General features: G+C 58.9%; 15 protein-coding genes. 7 read left to right on the top strand and 8 right to left on the bottom strand.

Features of this window, described 5'->3' with window-relative positions:
- Nucleotides 1-90: 90 nt before the first annotated feature.
- The 3 genes from ACA041_RS23015 to gcl form a co-directional block, all read right to left on the bottom strand.
- Nucleotides 91-981, bottom strand: coding sequence for a 2-hydroxy-3-oxopropionate reductase (locus tag ACA041_RS23015; protein WP_497437844.1), 891 nt, complete (start codon nt 979-981; stop codon nt 91-93).
- Between the two features lie 156 nt (nt 982-1,137).
- A complete protein-coding gene (gene hyi, locus ACA041_RS23010; RefSeq protein WP_497437843.1) occupies nt 1,138-1,920 on the bottom strand; it encodes a hydroxypyruvate isomerase in 783 nt (260 codons plus the stop codon).
- 138 nt (nt 1,921-2,058) lie between these two features.
- On the bottom strand, nt 2,059-3,834 hold the full coding sequence (gene gcl, locus ACA041_RS23005) for a glyoxylate carboligase (protein ID WP_497437842.1): 1,776 nt from the start codon (nt 3,832-3,834) through the stop codon (nt 2,059-2,061).
- Between the two features lie 266 nt (nt 3,835-4,100).
- On the opposite strand from gcl, the gene ACA041_RS23000 reads away from it, so the two are divergent.
- Nucleotides 4,101-4,541, top strand: a complete 441-nt coding sequence (locus ACA041_RS23000) for a GlcG/HbpS family heme-binding protein (protein ID WP_497437841.1) — start codon at nt 4,101-4,103, stop codon at nt 4,539-4,541.
- Between the two features lie 214 nt (nt 4,542-4,755).
- Complete coding sequence (locus ACA041_RS22995; RefSeq protein WP_497437840.1) at nt 4,756-5,214, top strand: REP-associated tyrosine transposase; 459 nt, start codon at nt 4,756-4,758, stop codon at nt 5,212-5,214.
- Nucleotides 5,215-5,306: 92 nt separating this feature from the next.
- Here the strand turns inward: ACA041_RS22995 and ACA041_RS22990 are convergent, their stop codons facing one another.
- Nucleotides 5,307-5,915: a TetR/AcrR family transcriptional regulator gene (locus tag ACA041_RS22990; RefSeq protein WP_497437839.1), complete on the bottom strand. Its 609-nt coding sequence runs from the start codon at nt 5,913-5,915 to the stop codon at nt 5,307-5,309.
- 134 nt (nt 5,916-6,049) lie between these two features.
- Between ACA041_RS22990 and ACA041_RS22985 the strand changes: the two genes are divergently transcribed.
- Nucleotides 6,050-6,964: a DUF808 domain-containing protein gene (locus ACA041_RS22985; RefSeq protein ID WP_497437838.1), complete on the top strand. Its 915-nt coding sequence runs from the start codon at nt 6,050-6,052 to the stop codon at nt 6,962-6,964.
- Between the two features lie 174 nt (nt 6,965-7,138).
- On the opposite strand, the gene ACA041_RS22980 is transcribed toward ACA041_RS22985, so the two are convergent.
- Complete coding sequence (locus ACA041_RS22980) at nt 7,139-7,927, bottom strand: MlaA family lipoprotein (RefSeq protein ID WP_497437837.1); 789 nt, start codon at nt 7,925-7,927, stop codon at nt 7,139-7,141.
- The gene (locus ACA041_RS22975) at nt 7,920-9,218 is read right to left on the bottom strand and encodes a serine/threonine protein kinase (protein WP_497437836.1); all 1,299 of its coding nucleotides are present in this window, start codon (nt 9,216-9,218) and stop codon (nt 7,920-7,922) included. Before ACA041_RS22975 ends, ACA041_RS22980 begins: the two co-directional genes overlap by 8 nt.
- A gap of 223 nt (nt 9,219-9,441) precedes the next feature.
- Between ACA041_RS22975 and ACA041_RS22970 the strand changes: the two genes are divergently transcribed.
- Nucleotides 9,442-9,810 carry a hypothetical protein gene (locus ACA041_RS22970; protein WP_497437835.1) on the top strand — a complete coding sequence of 123 codons (369 nt, stop codon included), beginning with the start codon at nt 9,442-9,444 and terminating at the stop codon, nt 9,808-9,810.
- 124 nt (nt 9,811-9,934) lie between these two features.
- Here ACA041_RS22970 and ACA041_RS22965 read toward each other — a convergent pair whose 3' ends face one another.
- Complete coding sequence (locus tag ACA041_RS22965; RefSeq protein ID WP_497437834.1) at nt 9,935-11,530, bottom strand: glycoside hydrolase family 17 protein; 1,596 nt, start codon at nt 11,528-11,530, stop codon at nt 9,935-9,937.
- Nucleotides 11,531-11,830: 300 nt separating this feature from the next.
- Here ACA041_RS22965 and ACA041_RS22960 point away from each other — a divergent pair, with 300 nt between their 5' ends.
- From ACA041_RS22960 to ACA041_RS22950, 3 genes are all read left to right on the top strand, one after another.
- Nucleotides 11,831-12,682, top strand: a complete 852-nt coding sequence (locus ACA041_RS22960) for a glycine betaine ABC transporter substrate-binding protein (protein ID WP_497437833.1) — start codon at nt 11,831-11,833, stop codon at nt 12,680-12,682.
- Between the two features lie 193 nt (nt 12,683-12,875).
- On the top strand, nt 12,876-13,187 hold the full coding sequence (locus ACA041_RS22955) for a DUF485 domain-containing protein (RefSeq protein WP_497437832.1): 312 nt from the start codon (nt 12,876-12,878) through the stop codon (nt 13,185-13,187).
- Entirely contained in the window at nt 13,184-14,842 is a 1,659-nt protein-coding gene (locus ACA041_RS22950) for a cation acetate symporter (protein WP_497437831.1), read from the top strand. The genes ACA041_RS22955 and ACA041_RS22950 overlap by 4 nt, the downstream gene beginning before the upstream one ends.
- Before the next feature lie 591 nt (nt 14,843-15,433).
- Here ACA041_RS22950 and gltA read toward each other — a convergent pair.
- Nucleotides 15,434-16,723, bottom strand: coding sequence for a citrate synthase (gene gltA, locus ACA041_RS22945; protein ID WP_497437830.1), 1,290 nt, complete (start codon nt 16,721-16,723; stop codon nt 15,434-15,436).
- Nucleotides 16,724-17,069 lie beyond the last annotated feature (346 nt).

The raw sequence follows: 17,069 nt of genomic DNA, 5'->3' as shown, positions 1-17,069 counted from the left end.
CCTGCTGGCGATTCAGGCGCCGAGGTCTATCAGACCACCGCGTCGATTTCATCGCCAGCAGGCTAGCTCCCACAGGTTTTGTGGCGGATGTTACTTATCGCGAATCGAGAAGTTCGCCATGTGTTCCAGACCTTTGATCAGCGCCGAGTGGTCCCAGTTGCTGCCACCGATGGCCGCGCAGGTGCTGAACACTTGCTGGGCGTTGGCGGTGTTGGGCAGGTTGATGTTCAGCTCCCTGGCGCCTTGCAGGGCCAGATTCAGGTCCTTCTGGTGCAGGCTGATGCGGAAGCCCGGGTCGAAGGTGCCCTTGATCATGCGCTCGCCGTGCACTTCAAGAATCTTCGACGAAGCGAAACCGCCCATCAGTGCTTCACGGACCTTGGCGGGATCGGCACCGTTTTTCGAGGCGAACAACAGGGCTTCGGCCACGGCCTGGATGTTCAACGCGACGATGATCTGGTTCGCCACTTTCGCGGTCTGACCGTCACCGTTGCCACCGACCAGGGTGATGTTCTTGCCCATGGCCTGGAACAGCGGCAGGACGCGTTCGAAGGCATCGGCATCGCCGCCGACCATGATGCTCAGGGTCGCGGCCTTGGCGCCGACTTCACCGCCGGACACAGGCGCGTCGAGGTACTGCGCGCCTTTTTCGTTGACCTTGGCGGCGAACGCTTTGGTGGCGGTCGGCGAGATCGAGCTCATGTCGATCACGACTTTGCCTTTGCCAACGCCGGCTGCAATGCCGTCGGCGCGGAACAGCACGTCGTCGACTTGCGGGGTATCCGGCACCATGATGATGATGAATTCGGCTTCTTGGGCGACTTCTTTCGGGTTGGCCAGGGCGACGGCGCCGGCGGCGATCAGGTCTGCCGGGGCGGCGTCGTGGTGGGCCGACAGGAACAGGCTGTGACCGGCTTTCTGCAGGTTCAACGCCATTGGGTGGCCCATGATGCCGGTGCCGATAAATCCGATTTTAGCCATGAGAAATTCCTCTTGTTTTTATTGCTGCTTCAAGCGAATAGGGGACTGCTTTTTTGTGGGAGCGAGCCTGCTCGCGAATGCGGTAGAACATTCAATATCCGTGTCGACTGAACCACCGCATTCGCGAGCAGGCTCGCTCCCACAGGGGGGATTGCGTCAGATTGCGTTATGGGTTTTAAGCCAGCCCAGACCTGCTTCAGTAGTGGTCAGCGGCTTGTATTCGCAGCCGATCCAACCCTGATAACCGATGCGGTCCAGGTGTTCGAACAGGAAGCGGTAGTTGATTTCACCGGTGCCCGGTTCGTTGCGCCCAGGGTTGTCGGCCAGCTGGATGTGGTTGATCTCGCCCAGGTGCGCGGCCATGGTGCGGGCCAGGTCGCCCTCCATGATTTGCATGTGGTAGATGTCGTATTGCAGGAACAGGTTGGCACTGCCGACCTGTTCGCGAATCGACAAGGCTTGTGCCGTGTTATTCAGGTAGAAACCGGGGATGTCGCGGGTGTTGATCGCTTCCATCACCAGTTTGATGCCTGCCGCTTGCAGCTTGTCGGCGGCGTATTTGAGATTGGCGACGAAGGTTTTTTCCACCGTGGCATCGTCGACGCCTTGCGGGCGAATACCGGCCAGGCAGTTGACCTGGGTATTGCCCAGCACTTTGGCGTAAGCGATGGCCAGGTCGACACCGGCGCGGAATTCTTCAATGCGGTCCGGCAGGCAGGCGATACCACGCTCGCCCTTGGCCCAGTCACCGGCCGGCAGGTTGAACAGCACCTGGGTCAGGCCGTTGGCGTCAAGTTTGGCCTTGATCTCGGCGGAGCTGAAGTCGTAGGGGAACAGGTATTCGACACCACTGAAGCCGGCCTTGGCGGCCGCTTCGAAACGGGCTAGAAAATCCTGTTCGGTGAACAGCATGGACAGGTTGGCTGCGAAACGCGGCATGGTGGTCTCCCGAAAGTATGTGCAAATCCCCTGTGGGAGCCAGCCTGCTGGCGATAGCGGTGGGACAGTCAACATCAATGTTGAATGTGCCGGCCTCATCGCGAGCAGGCTCGCTCCCACAGGGAGAGCGGTCAGCAGTTAATCAAGCAACGAAATCGCGGTTGGCGCATCGTTGCCGACCAGCGCCAGGTCTTCGAATTCGTTGACGGCGTTGATCTCGGTGCCCATGGAAATGTTGGTCACGCGCTCCAGGATAATCTCGACGATCACCGGCACCTTGAACTCTTCGATCAGTTCCTGGGCCCTGCGCAGGGCAGGCTGGATCTGAGCCGGTTCGAACACACGCAGCGCCTTGCAGCCGAGGCCTTCGGCCACCGCGACGTGATCGACACCGTAACCGTTGAGTTCCGGAGCGTTGAGGTTATCGAAGGACAGCTGCACGCAGTAGTCCATGTCGAAACCGCGCTGGGCCTGACGGATCAGCCCCAGGTACGAATTGTTGACCACGACGTGGATGTACGGCAGCTTGAACTGCGCGCCCACCGCCAGCTCTTCGATCATGAACTGGAAATCATAGTCGCCCGACAGGGCCACGACCTTGCGGCTCGGATCGGCCTTGACCACACCCAGCGCGGCCGGAATGGTCCAGCCCAGAGGACCGGCCTGACCGCAGTTGATCCAGTGACGCGGCTTGTAGACGTGCAAGAACTGCGCGCCGGCAATCTGCGACAGACCGATGGTGCTGACGTAGCAGGTATCCTTGCCGAACACCTGGTTCATCTCTTCATACACGCGTTGCGGCTTGACCGGCACGTTATCGAAATGAGTCTTGCGCTGCAGGCTGGCCTTGCGTTGCTGGCAATCCTGCAGCCAGTCGCTGCGGTTTTTCAGCTTGCCGGCGGCTTGCCACTCGCGAGCGACTTCGATGAACAGGGTCAGCGCGGCTGCGGCGTCGGAAACGATGCCCAGGTCCGGGTTGAACACGCGGCCGATTTGCGTCGGTTCGATATCGACGTGGATGAACTTGCGGCCTTCGGTGTACACGTCGATCGAACCGGTGTGACGGTTGGCCCAACGGTTACCGACGCCCAACACCAGGTCGGACTTGAGCAGGGTGGCGTTGCCGTAACGGTGCGAAGTCTGCAGACCGACCATGCCGACCATCAACGGGTGATCGTCCGGGATGGTGCCCCAGCCCATCAGGGTCGGGATCACCGGAATACCGGTCAGCTCGGCGAACTCCACCAGCAACTCGCTGGCGTCGGCATTGATGATGCCGCCGCCGGCGACCAACAGCGGACGCTCGGCCTGATCGAGCATGGCCAGGGCCTTCTCGATCTGCACCCGGTTGGCGCTGGGCCTGGCCAGCGGCAGCGGCTCGTAGGCGTCGATGTCGAATTCGATTTCCGCCATCTGCACGTCGAACGGCAAATCGATCAGCACCGGGCCTGGACGGCCGGAGCGCATTTCGTAGAAGGCTTTCTGGAACGCGTACGGTACCTGGCCCGGCTCCATGACGGTGGTTGCCCACTTGGTCACTGGCTTGACGATGGCGGTGATGTCGACCGCCTGGAAGTCTTCCTTGTGCATACGGGCGCGGGGTGCTTGCCCGGTGATGCACAGGATCGGGATCGAGTCGGCCGAGGCGCTGTAGAGCCCGGTGACCATGTCGGTCCCGGCAGGGCCGGAAGTGCCGATGCACACGCCGATGTTGCCGGCTTTGGTGCGGGTGTAGCCCTCGGCCATGTGCGAGGCGCCTTCAACGTGGCGAGCGAGGACGTGATCGATGCCACCGACCTTTTGCAAGGCGGAGTACAGCGGGTTGATCGCGGCGCCCGGGATGCCAAAAGCGGTATCAACCCCTTCACGGCGCATCACCAGAACGGCGGCTTCGATTGCTCTCATTTTGCTCATGGTTTTGTGCCTCTTACGTTTTGTAATTGTATACAAGTGGCTTTGCGCAGAGTGTATTCACGGCGGACGGCGCAGGTCAATCCATTTTCTCAAGCAGCTGTTTCATTCGTCGGAAGGCCTGTCTGATGTGGCTTTTCGTCGCATGTGGCGCTTTTCGAGAATTATTGTATACAAAAAAATAACTAATTGTGTTCTATTTATTGCATCGATCTGTTGGACAAGCCAGCAGTCCACGACTTTCCGAAAAACAAAATGAGGACGGCACCATGAGCGCTTTAACCTTGAAAGTTGCAGTCAACCTGACCAGTCAGGCCATCGCGGCAGCGCGTGCAATCAACGCTGCGCCATTGACCATCGCGGTACTGGATGCCGGCGGGCACCTGGTCTCCCTGCAACGCGAAGACGGCGCCAGCCTGCTGCGCCCGCAGATCGCTATCGGCAAAGCCTGGGGCGCGATTGCCCTGGGCAAGGGGTCACGCCTGCTGGCACTGGACGCCCAACAGCGCCCGGCGTTCTTTGCTGCTTTGAATAGCCTGGGGCAGGGCAGCGTCGTGCCGGCACCGGGAGGGGTGTTGATTCGGGATCAGGATGGGAATGTGTTGGGGGCGGTGGGGATCAGCGGGGATCTGTCGGATGTTGACGAGCAGTGTGCGATCAGTGCGATTGAGGCGGTAGGGTTGAGGGCGGATGCGGGGGTGGTGGCTTGATTCTGTATTGATTGATCTATCGCCATCGCCAGCAGGCTGGCTCCCACAGAGGATGTTTGCCGCACACGAATTTTGTGTTCACAGAGATCCAGTGTGGGAGCTAGCCTGCTAGCGATGACGGACTACCAGACACATCCAGCTAAATGTATGCCCTGGCCTTGGGTGATATCAGGTCTAGCCTTCCAGATGAATTAATCATGCAAGGGGCAAGGGAATGCCTGATCTACCCGCTTCAAATCGCTTGCGCATCGGCCGCTATACCGAATCCAATCGGATTTACCTGCTGACTACCAATACACACGATCGAAAGCCAATATTCAAAGACTTCACCTTGGGTAGAGTGGTGGTTAATCAATTTCGCTGCGCTCAGGATCAAGGCATCGCGAATTCACTGGCCTGGGTTGTCATGCCCGATCATTTCCATTGGCTGGTCGAGTTACAGCAGGGGTCGTTGGGTGACCTGATTCAAAAGACCAAATCACTGAGCACCAAAGCGGTGAATCAGTTCACTGGCCGCAAGGTCAATCTTTGGCAGAAAGGCTTTCATGACCGAGCTCTGCGGCGGGAAGAGGATTTGGTGAAGGTGGCGCGGTATGTCGTGGCCAACCCATTACGCGCCGGATTGGTTGAGAAACTGGGCGACTATCCACTGTGGGATGCTATTTGGGTTTGAGCTGAAACCGGGTCCTCTTCATCGCTAGCAGGCTAGCTCCCACACAAATCCCCTGTGGGAGCTAGCCTGCTAGCGATAATGTCACCGTAATCTTAATGATCCGGCTCACACCCCTTCAACACCAACCGAATAATCGTCTGCGCCGCCGCTTCATAATCGCTTTCATCCAGCTTGGCCTTGCCAGTGATGGCAGTGATCTGCCAGTCAAAGTCGGCATAAGTCTGGGTCGCGGCCCAGATGCTGAACATCAGGTGGTTGGGGTCGATGGGGGCGATCTGGCCGCGGTCGATCCAGGTCTGGATGCAGTCGATGTTGTGCCTGGCCTGGCCGTTGAGTTGTTCGACCAGGTCGGGGCTCAGGTGGGGGGCGCCGTGCATGATTTCGCTGGCGAACACCTTGGAGGCGAAGGGCAGGTCGCGGGAGATGCGGATTTTCGAGCGGATGTAGCCGCTGAGCACTTCGCTGGGAACGCCGTCGGCGTTGAACGGCGTCGAGGCTTGCAGGATCGGCTCGATGATACTTTCCAGGACCTCGCGGTAGAGGTTTTCCTTGGATTTGAAATAGTAGTAGACGTTAGGCTTGGGCAATCCCGCCTTGGCTGCGATGTCACTGGTTTTGGTCGCAGCGAAGCCCTTGTCGGCAAATTCTTCACTGGCGGCACGCAGGATCAGTTCTTTGTTGCGCTCGCGGATAGTGCTCATAAACCAGGTGGTTCCTTGCCTGTACTGGCGGTTGCGCATGGTAGCACCGGCCTCGCGCGACGCTCAAGAATGCCCCGCAGCCAGTCGAGCCGCGCTATGCTGCGCAGCATTCATTCAAGAAGGAAGCCTGATTCATGGCAGGAAGCAGTTTGCTGTTGCTGATCGACGACATTGCCGCGGTACTCGACGATGTGGCGTTGATGACCAAAATGGCAGCGAAGAAGACTGCCGGCGTGCTCGGTGACGACCTGGCGCTCAACGCCCAGCAGGTCAGCGGCGTACGTGCCGAGCGGGAAATCCCGGTCGTCTGGGCGGTGGCCAAGGGCTCGTTCCTGAACAAGCTGATCCTGGTGCCATCGGCCCTGGCCATCAGTGCGTTCATTCCATGGCTGGTCACGCCGTTGCTGATGGTCGGTGGCGCCTATCTGTGTTTCGAAGGTTTCGAGAAACTTGCCCACAAGTTCCTGCACAGCAAGGCCGAGGATCAGGCTGAGCATGCAGAGCTGGTCGAGGCGGTAGCCGATCCGGCAGTCGATCTGGTGGCGTTCGAGAAAGACAAGATCAAGGGCGCCATCCGCACCGACTTCATTCTGTCGGCGGAAATCATCGCCATCACCCTGGGCACCGTGGCGGATGCCCCGCTGACCCAGCAAGTCATCGTGCTGTCGGGCATTGCCATCGTCATGACCGTCGGCGTCTATGGCCTGGTGGCCGGCATCGTCAAACTCGACGACCTGGGATTGTGGCTGACCCAGAAACCCGGGCAGATGGCCAAAAGCATCGGCGGCGGGATTCTGCGTGCAGCACCCTACATGATGAAAAGCCTGTCGGTGATCGGCACGGCGGCGATGTTCCTGGTGGGTGGCGGGATTCTCACCCATGGCGTGCCGGTGGTTCATCACTGGATTGAAAGTGTCAGCGCGGGTGCGGGCGGTGCCGGGTTTATCGTGCCGACGTTGCTCAATGCGGTGGCGGGGATTGTGGCGGGTGCGGTGGTGTTGGCCGGTGTGATGCTGGTGAGCAAAATCTGGCGTTCAATCAAAGGCTGAACCTGTGGGAGCGAGCTTGCTCGCGATAGCGGTGTAGCAGTCAACATAGATGTTGAATGTTATGGCCTCATCGCGAGCAAGCTCGCTCCCACAGGTGATTTGCAGGTTTGAAGTACTGCGCATGAAAAAGGCCATTCGACGCGAACCGAATGGCCTTTTTTATTGCCGATGGATTTACTCGGCGATCTGCAACTTGCGCGACTCGGTGTACACGTAACGCACCTTTTCATACTCGAACGGCGTGTTCAGCTGGCCATAGCGGAAGCCGGTCTGATAGCGCTTGTCGACGCTGCGCAGGAGCCAGACCTCGGGATGGTTGGAGCTGACTTCCGCGACGTTCAGGAAGTTGATCGCGTTCTCGGCGGTGAAATCCACGGCCAGGCCGCCGGTGTCGCGGATGTTCGAAGGGCCGAGGATCGGCAGCACGAAGTAGGCGCCGCCCGGTACGCCGTAGAAACCCAGGGTCTGGCCGAAGTCTTCGCTCTGGCGCGGCAGGCCCATGGCGGTGGCCGGGTCCCACAGGCCGGCGATGCCGACGGTGGTGTTGAGCAGCAGGCGCGCGGTGGTTTCCATCGAGCGCTTGCCCTTGAACTGCAGCAGGCTGTTCATCAGGTTCGGCACGTCACCGAGGTTGTTGAAGAAGTTGCTGACGCCGGTACGCAGGAAGCTCGGGGTGATGTAGCGATAACCGTCCACCACCGGCAGGAACACCCATTGGTCGAAGCGATAGTTGAAGTGGTAGACGCGGCGGTTCCACTCTTCCAGCGGGTCGTAGACGTTCAGCGCGTTGAGCGTGGAGCGCTCGAACTCGCGCTGATCCAGCCCCGGGTTGAATTTGAGTTTGCTCAGCGGCTCCTTGAAGCCGTCACTGTCGACCACCACAGGGGCGTTGGCTTTGCTGTTGTCGGCACTGGCGACGCCTGCACAGAGTAACGCTGCGATAAGCAGGAGGTATTTAGCCACGGAAAAACTCCAGCATGGCGTCGCTGTTGACGCGGTAATTAAGGTTGCCGCAGTGGCCGCCCAGTGGATAAACAGTCAAACGATCGCCGAAGGTCTTGCGCAGGAAGCCAAGGTCGCCAGGGCCGAGGATCACGTCGTCGGCGTTGTGCATGACCGCGATTTTCGGGCTGTCGCGCAGGTAATCCTTCAGCGCATACAGACTGACCTGGTCGATCAGTTGCAGCAGGCTGCCGCCGTCGGTGCGGGCGCGCCACATCGGAATGACCTGTTCGGTGATGTAGCAATCGAAGTCGCACTGCAGCGCGCGCTTGAGGAACGGCGTCAGGGTGGTGCCTTCGGTGATCGGGTATTTCGGCGGCGTGATCAGGCCGCGGCGGTTGATCAGGTCCGAAGTGAAGGCGATGTCCGCCGCCGAGAAGCGGAACGAAGTGCCAATCAACATGGCCATCTGTTCGTTGCTCAGGTGCTGCTTGGACTGCTGGAAGTCGTAGAGCAGGGCATCGTTGAGGTCGATGTAGCCCTTTTGCTGGAAGTAGCGGGTCAGTTTGTCCAGCACCAATTCATAGAAGGTGGTGGAATTGTTGATGCCCTTGACCTCGGTCTGCACCAGCTTGTCCAGGTTGGTGATCGAGGTGTACAGGTTGACCGGCGGGTTGAGCAGCAAGACTTTCTTGAAGTTGAAGCTGCGACGGGTTTCGTCCAGGTGTGAGACGAAAGCCGCGTCCAGTGCGCCCAGGCTGTAACCGGTCAGGTAGTAATCGGTGACGTCGACGTTGGGGTTTTGCGCCCGCACGGCCTGCATCACCCGGTACATGTCTTCGGCGTCTTCCTTGGTGATGCCGGGCGTGGCAAAGCGTGAGGCGGCGCTCATAAAGTCGAAGCTGGTCGGCGACGACAATTGCACCACGTGATAGCCGGCCTTGTAGTAGAGCTTCTTCAGGTATTCGTTAAGGGTGCTGTCATAGCGCGCACCGGTGCCGGCGATCAGGAAGATCAGCGGCGCGGCTTTATCTTGCGTGGCGATCCGGTAGGTGAGTTTCTTCACCGGCCAGAAGTTGTCCGGCAGCTCGAACTCACGCTCCGGGCGCAACGTGACGCTGCGGGTTTGCTGCTCGATGTCATCATCGAGCGGCAACTCCGGACGCAGGTCCGGCGGCGTCGTGGCAATGGTCGCCTCGAACGGGTTGGTCAAAGGGTAGCCATAACTGGCAGCGTCGATGTCGACCGCCAGTGCGGACGCACTCAAAATAATGCCGCCAAACAGGGCGGCGAAGCGCAAGGAACGGAGCATGACTAGATCCCTTAGAGGAAGGTGCCGAATGAAGTTCGCAGGCTATGACCACGGGTTTTGCGCCAAAGTGCCATGGAGCGGCACCAATCAGGCCTAATTCGGAGCAATGGTAGCTGGACGATACACTTTGCAGCTGTTCCATGACCAGTTATCTGTGTCGCGCGCTTGCTAACTGCTGCCGGGGGATTAAGCTGGCCGCCGTTTTCGCTTTTTGGAGTGTTTCATGTCCCGCCGTCTGCCTGTGATTCTGCTGCTTGTTTTGCTGCCTTTATGGCTGGCCGCCAGCTATGGCGCGCGTTATGGCTTCATGGAGGATGCGCAGTGGGTCGGCATCTGTGTGGATGAAGCGAGTCGTTGGGAATGCCAGGTTCGTTCCAGCCTTGGGTTGATGATTCATTTCAAAGTGTTGGGCTGGGCGGCATTGGCCGCTGCGGTAATCGGTTTTGTGCTGCCGGGGCGGGCAGGGTGGTGGCTGGCGGTGCTGGCGCTGGTGTTCGGGTTTCCGGCGCTGGCGTTGTACAACACGACGTTGGCGGTGTTTGCGGTGGTGATTGCGGCTTTGCGTCTGGTTCGGGCGTCCCGCAGCGCCTGATAGATCGTCATCGCGAGCAAGCTCGCTCCCACAGGGTTCTTCAGCGAATACAGAATTTGTGTACGACAAAGATCCCTGTGGGAGCGAGCTTGCTCGCGATGAGGCCGGTAGGGGCGCTGAAAATTTACCCCTTGCGCACCCGCAAACTGCGCCACATCGCCCCAACCATCAACACACTCACCAACGCCCACCCCCAAGCCTGCTGGTTCTGCAAACCTTCCTGATACAACTGCGGCGCAATACCGGCACCGATGATGAAGGTCAGCAAGGCAATCTCCCGACGCGGCACGCTCACCGGGCGGCACAGGTAAACCAGCGCTGGCAGGATGAAGGCAACGCTCGGAAAACTGCGATAGCGCGGATCGAATACCAGTTCCAGCATCGTCACCGCCGCGGCAAACCCTGCCGCGGCCAGCCACCAGCCTGCCCGCCGCTCCAGGAAGTTGAACGCCCGTTCACGCCAACCGGTACGGGCGCTCAAGGTCAGCGCTGCATGAGCCAGCACCAACAGATTCAATACCGTCAGCAAGCCGGCCCACAACCACTCGCTGGCAAAACGCGTGGTGACACGCGCCAGGTCGCCCCAGGCGCCGATCGAGCAGGCAGCCAGTGCGCCGAGCAGCGGCAGGACCAACGCGGCACGGGTGCTGCGCACACGACCTCCAAGCACCAGCGTGCCGAGGAAGATCAAGCCACCGACTGCCAGCCATTGCGACCAGTACGGCACGTTCGACACCGGACCGGCCAGCACGCCCTTGTCCTGGCGATCGGCATCGAACAGCCCCCAATAACCGCCGACCGCACCTTCGCTGGCGCGTTTCCACGGTTGGTCGAAGGCTTCGATCAGGTTGTAGTGCCAGCCTTGCTGCTCGGCCATGATCACAAAGTTGCGAATGAACCTGGCCTCGTTGACCCGGCTCGGCAGGGCGGTTTCCCGTTGACGGCCTTCGCTCGGCCAGCCGGTTTCGCCAATCATCACGTCCTTGGGCGCGAACCGGTTGCCGAACACCTGGCGCACTTCGGCCACGTGCTGCAGGGCGGCGTCGATGTTCGAGGGATCGTCTTCCCAGTACGGCAGTAAATGGATGGTCAGGAAATCCACCGCTGGGGCGATCTCCGGATGTTTGAGCCAGAATTCCCAGACGTCGGCATAAGTGACAGGTTGTTTGACCTGGCTTTTAACATTGTCGATCAGCTTGGCCAGCTGCGCGCCAGTGATTTCCTTGCGCAGCAGGGCCTCGTTACCCACGATGACCGAAGTCACCACGTCCGCGTTGGCATTGGCCGAGGCGATCAACAGGTCGACTTCTTTCGCGGTGTCCACCGGGTTGCTGTTGACCCAGGCGCCGATCATCAGCTTCAGACCATGCTTGCGTGCCAGATCGGGCAGGGCCTCGAGGCCGGTCATGGAGTAGGTGCGGATGCATTCGAAGCTTTTGGCCAGCAGCGCGAGGTCGGCGTCCATGCGTTCGGGACGCAAATTGAACGGCACATCGAACGGCGACTGGTCTTTGTCGAACGGGGTGTAGGAGGCACATTGCAGCTTGTGCGTCGCGCTGGCAACGTCCGGCAGAATCACCGGTTTGCCGAGGCCGTACCAGAAGCCACCGAGGGCAAAAAGCCCCAGCAGGCAGGCAAACAGATAAGCAAAAAAAGGAAAGCGGGATGTCGCGGGCATGGTCAGGACGTCTGGGAGCAAAGCCGCGCATGTTACCTGCATTTGCCGCGCGCTTGGTGCCCTGCATGATTTTGACATGCAAAGTTCGGGCGGATTGGCCGGCGGACTTGCGGTGGTCTAGATTAATGGCGTTCTGATGTCGTTTCTCGATGTTTTGAGGTCGCTGGCAGAGCAGGTCGCAGTTGTCGGCAGGTTGATTATCGAGGCGTCAGTGCTCTCATGGAAAATCGGGCTGATGTTCGAACGAGTTTGCGGTGAGGCGTGATGGGGGCGCTGTGCACCATAACAAAACGTTGACGCGACTCGGCATCCGTCGAGCGCAGCACTTTCGGGGAAGTAACGATGAAGATGCGACGACTTTTAGGCGTGGGTGCCGCTCTGGCGCTTGCGATTGGCTCCGCCCAGGCCTTGGCTGCGAAGGCAACGGTGACCATCGGTTACGTCGATGGCTGGTCCGACAGCGTCGCGACCACTCATGTGGCAGCTGAAGTGATCAAGCAGAAGCTCGATTACGACGTCAAGCTGCAAGCGGTTGCCACCGGGATCATGTGGCAGGGTGTGGCCACTGGCAAACTCGACGCCATGCTCTCTGCCTGGCTGCCGGTTACCCACGGTGATTACTGGACCAAGAACAAGGATCAAGTCGTCGACTACGGCCCTAACTTCAAGGACGCAAGAATCGGCTTGATCGTGCCGGAGTACGTCAAGGCCAAGTCCCTCGAAGATCTGAAAACCGATGACAGCTTCAAAAAACGCATCGTCGGCATCGACGCCGGTTCAGGTGTGATGCTCAAGACCGAGCAGGCGATCAAGGACTACGATCTGACCGGGTATCAACTCAAGGCCAGTTCCGGCGCCGGCATGATTGCCGAGCTGACCCGTGCCGAGAAGAAACAGGAATCGATTGCCGTCACCGGTTGGGTGCCGCACTGGATGTTCGCCAAGTGGAAACTGCGCTTCCTGGACGACCCGAAAGGCGTTTATGGCGCGGCTGAGACCGTGAACAGCATTGGCAGCAAAGGCCTGGAGGCCAAGGCGCCTGAAGTGGTCAAGTTCCTGAAGAACTTCCAGTGGGCGTCGAAAGACGAAATCGGCGAAGTGATGCTGGCGATTCAGGAAGGTGCCAAGCCTGAAGCCGCGGCGAAGGACTGGGTGGCAAAGCACCCGGAACGCGTTGCAGACTGGACCAAATGATTTGAGCTGAAGCTTCTGGACAGCACCTTTGAGGGGCTCCTTGGTATTGATGCCAAGGGGCCTTTTGCTTTTAAGGGATAGGAAATGGCATTTGTGTCATGTCGTTCTAATACTAAGGTCGTCTGGAACCAGTTCCGCAGCCGCATAGAGTGGATGACGTTACAACTTCATCTGTGCTGCGAGGATAAAAACAATGAACGACAGCATTTACCTCTCGATTCAAAACAGCCCGCGCTTCAAGGAGCTGGTTAGTAAGCGAGAAAGGTTCGCCTGGATTCTTTCGGCGACCATGCTTGGGCTTTACTCCGGATTCATCCTTCTGATTGCTTATGGGCCGCATCTCCTGGGCGCGAAAATCAGTCCCGATTCGTCGATTACCTGGGGTATACCGATCGGTGTCGGGTTGATTCTCTCGGCCTTTATCCTGACTGCAATCTACGTACGACGCGCCAATGGCGAATTCGACGACCTGAACAATGCGATTCTCAAGGAGGCTCAGCAATGATCCGGCGTCTAATGGCTCTATTGAGCATCGCAGCCTTTGCACCTGGCGCCTGGGCCGCTGAAGCCCTCACAGGCGCAGTGCACAAGCAACCGCTCAACGTTTCCGCAATCCTGATGTTCGTGGCGTTCGTCGGCTTGACCCTGTGCATCACCTACTGGGCTTCCAAGCGCAACAATTCGGCAGCCGACTACTATGCGGCGGGTGGCAAGATCACCGGCTTCCAGAATGGTCTGGCGATTGCCGGTGACTATATGTCTGCGGCGTCCTTCCTGGGTATTTCCGCCCTGGTGTTCACCTCAGGCTACGACGGCCTGATCTACTCGATCGGCTTCCTGGTGGGCTGGCCGATCATTCTGTTTCTGATCGCCGAGCGCCTGCGTAACCTGGGTAAATACACCTTTGCCGACGTGGCGTCCTATCGCCTCGGGCAAACCCAGATCCGCACGCTGTCCGCCTGTGGTTCGCTGGTGGTGGTGGCGTTCTACCTGATCGCGCAAATGGTGGGTGCCGGCAAGCTGATCCAGCTACTGTTCGGTCTCGACTACTACGTCGCGGTAATCCTGGTCGGTATCCTGATGTGCATGTACGTGTTGTTCGGCGGCATGCTGGCGACCACCTGGGTGCAGATCATCAAGGCTGTGTTGCTGCTGTCCGGTGCCTCGTTCATGGCGCTGATGGTGATGAAACACGTCAACTTCGACTTCAGCGCGCTGTTCTCCGAGGCGATCAAGGTTCACCCTAAAGGTGAGGCGATCATGAGCCCCGGGGGGCTGGTGAAAGATCCGGTCTCTGCGTTCTCTCTGGGCCTGGCACTGATGTTCGGTACCGCTGGCCTGCCGCACATTCTCATGCGCTTCTTCACCGTGAGTGATGCGAAAGAAGCCCGCAAGAGCGTGCTGTATGCAACCGGCTTCATTGGCTACTTCTACATCCTGACCTTCATCATCGGCTTCGGCGCGATCTTGCTGGTAAGCACCAACCCTGCCTTTAAAGATGCGGCTGGCGCGCTGTTGGGCGGCACTAACATGGCGGCGGTGCACCTGGCCAATGCGGTGGGTGGCAGTATCTTCCTGGGCTTCATCTCGGCGGTAGCGTTCGCGACCATTCTGGCAGTGGTTGCCGGTCTGACGCTGGCTGGTGCGACGGCGGTGTCTCACGACCTGTACGCCAGTGTGATCAAGAAGGGCAAAGCCAACGACAAGGACGAGATCCGCGTCTCGAAAATCACCACTGTCTGCTTGGGTGTGCTGGCGATCGGTCTGGGCATTCTGTTCGAAAGCCAGAACATCGCGTTCATGGTGGGCCTGGCGTTCTCCATCGCGGCCAGCTGTAACTTCCCGGTGCTGCTGCTTTCCATGTACTGGAAGAAGCTGACCACACGTGGTGCGATGATCGGTGGCTGGTTGGGTCTGATCAGTGCTGTTGGTTTGATGGTGCTTGGGCCAACCATTTGGGTGCAGATTCTGCATCACGAGAAGGCTATCTTCCCGTATGAGTACCCGGCGCTGTTCTCCATGGCCATTGCGTTTATCGGGATCTGGTTCTTCTCGATCACTGACAAATCCGCAGCCGGGGCCAATGAGCGGGCGTTGTTCTTCCCGCAATTTGTTCGCTCGCAGACTGGTTTGGGGGCTAGTGGGGCGGTTTCGCACTAAGTCTTCGCGTTTCCATATATAAGCTGAGCTGAATAAAACGCCCCGGTCGAGAGATCGGGGCGTTTTTTATTGGGCGGTTATCGCCCGCTATAGGTGTGGCTTGCTCGCGAAGGCAGCAAGATCAACAGCTTCGCGGGCAAGCCTCGCTCCTATAGGGGGACGCGCCAAATTGAGTTCAGGCCGGCCGGTAGGCCGCCTCGCTTGGCTTTTGCGGTGCGCGCCCCCTCGAGAGGCCGAGTGGAGGTTCTGCGTAGTGGGCAACCCGGCATGGATGCCGGGTTAGCCGCCCCCGGCCATGGATGGCCGATGGCGGCGGGCCCACGGAGCAGGACCGGAGGGAGGGCATGCCGAGCCTAAGCGAGGCACCGAACGAAAGGGGCAAGAGCGTTTGGTTACTTTGCGCTTTTCAAAGTGACTCGCTGTAAAAGCGAAACCGCCAGCAGCCGCTACCGAAGAAATGGATATGTACACCACCAAACAGCCCGGTCGGCCCACAGGCCGCCGCGTACCCACCATCAGGCACAAACAAAAACGGCCTCTAAATAAGAGGCCGTTCCCGGTACAACTCAAGACATTATCGCAAGACAGGTCTTATTTGCGGTCTTCCAGATTGGGAATGTCACGCGACTCATAACCCGTATACAACTGGCGCGGACGGCCAATCTTGTACGGGCTGGAGAGCATTTCCTTCCAGTGCGAGATCCAGCCGACAGTCCGCGCCAGGGCGAAGATCACGGTGAACATGCTGGTTGGAATACCGATCGCCTTGAGGATGATCCCGGAGTAGAAGTCGACGTTCGGGTACAGCGACCGCTCGATGAAGTACGGGTCGGTCAGGGCGATCTCTTCCAGGCGCATGGCCAGTTCGAGTTGCGGATCATGCTGAATTCCAAGCTCCTTCAGCACTTCGTCGCAAGTCTGCTTCATCACGGTGGCGCGTGGGTCGCGGTTTTTGTAAACCCGGTGACCGAAGCCCATCAGTTTGAACGGATCGTTCTTGTCCTTGGCCTTGGCGATGTACTGGTCGATGTTCGAGACATCGCCAATTTCGTCAAGCATGGACAGAACTGCTTCGTTCGCGCCGCCGTGGGCAGGGCCCCACAGTGCAGCGATACCGGCGGCGATACAGGCGAACGGGTTGGCACCCGAAGAGCCGGCCAGGCGTACGGTGGAGGTCGACGCGTTCTGCTCGTGGTCGGCGTGCAGGATGAAAATCTTGTCCATGGCCTTGGCGAGCACCGGGCTGATCGGTTTGATCTCGCACGGGGTGTTGAACATCATGTGCAGGAAGTTTTCCGCGTACGTCAGGTCGTTGCGCGGGTACATCATGGGTTGACCCATGGAGTACTTGTAAACCATCGCTGCCAGGGTCGGCATCTTGGCCACCAGGCGGATCGCGGAGATTTCGCGATGCTGGGGGTTTTTGATGTCCAGGGAGTCGTGGTAGAAGGCCGAGAGGGCGCCGACTACACCGCACATGACGGCCATCGGGTGGGCGTCGCGACGGAAGCCGTTGAAGAACGTCTTCAGCTGCTCGTGAACCATGGTGTGGTTCTTGACGGTGCTGACGAACTGGGCCTTCTGTTCTGCGGTCGGCAATTCGCCGTTGAGCAGCAGATAGCAGGTTTCCAGGTAGTCCGACTTTTCAGCCAGCTGTTCGATCGGATAACCGCGGTGCAGCAGAATGCCGTTGTCGCCGTCGATATAGGTGATCTTCGACTCGCAGGAAGCAGTCGACATGAAACCAGGGTCAAAGGTGAAACGGCCCGTGGCCGTCAGGCCCCGAACATCGATAACATCGGGACCAACGGTGCCGGTTAAAATGGGCAGCTCGACGGGGGCTGCGCCCTCGATGATCAACTGCGCTTTTTTGTCAGCCATGTGGCCTCCTATTTATGCTTGAAATCATCAGACAGACCCCCCACGCAGGGCCCGCACCACTATAGTGAGATAAATTCGAATGTCAATTTGCCTAAAGTCTTGCTCCAGAAGGCTTTAACCGGACTTTTTCCTCGAAATTGACTGCCATTTACGCCTTTTATACAACTTGTGCAATGAGCTATTAGGGGAAGGCGAACGCGTTGTCATTAGTGACCTAACTGTCTATACTCGGCCTCCGACCGCCAGGGGCTTTTGGGCCTGCTTTACTGGGGGTCGCACTCCCTGGGTGGTGGGTACCTGACCAGTGCACTCCCCAACAACTTTGCCCTGATTGTTAGGGGCTCTT

It is taken from the genome of Pseudomonas sp. LBUM1676, from assembly GCF_059695605.1.
Note: the sequence above shows the minus strand (reverse complement) of the source record. Positions and strands in the feature narration are given on the sequence as shown.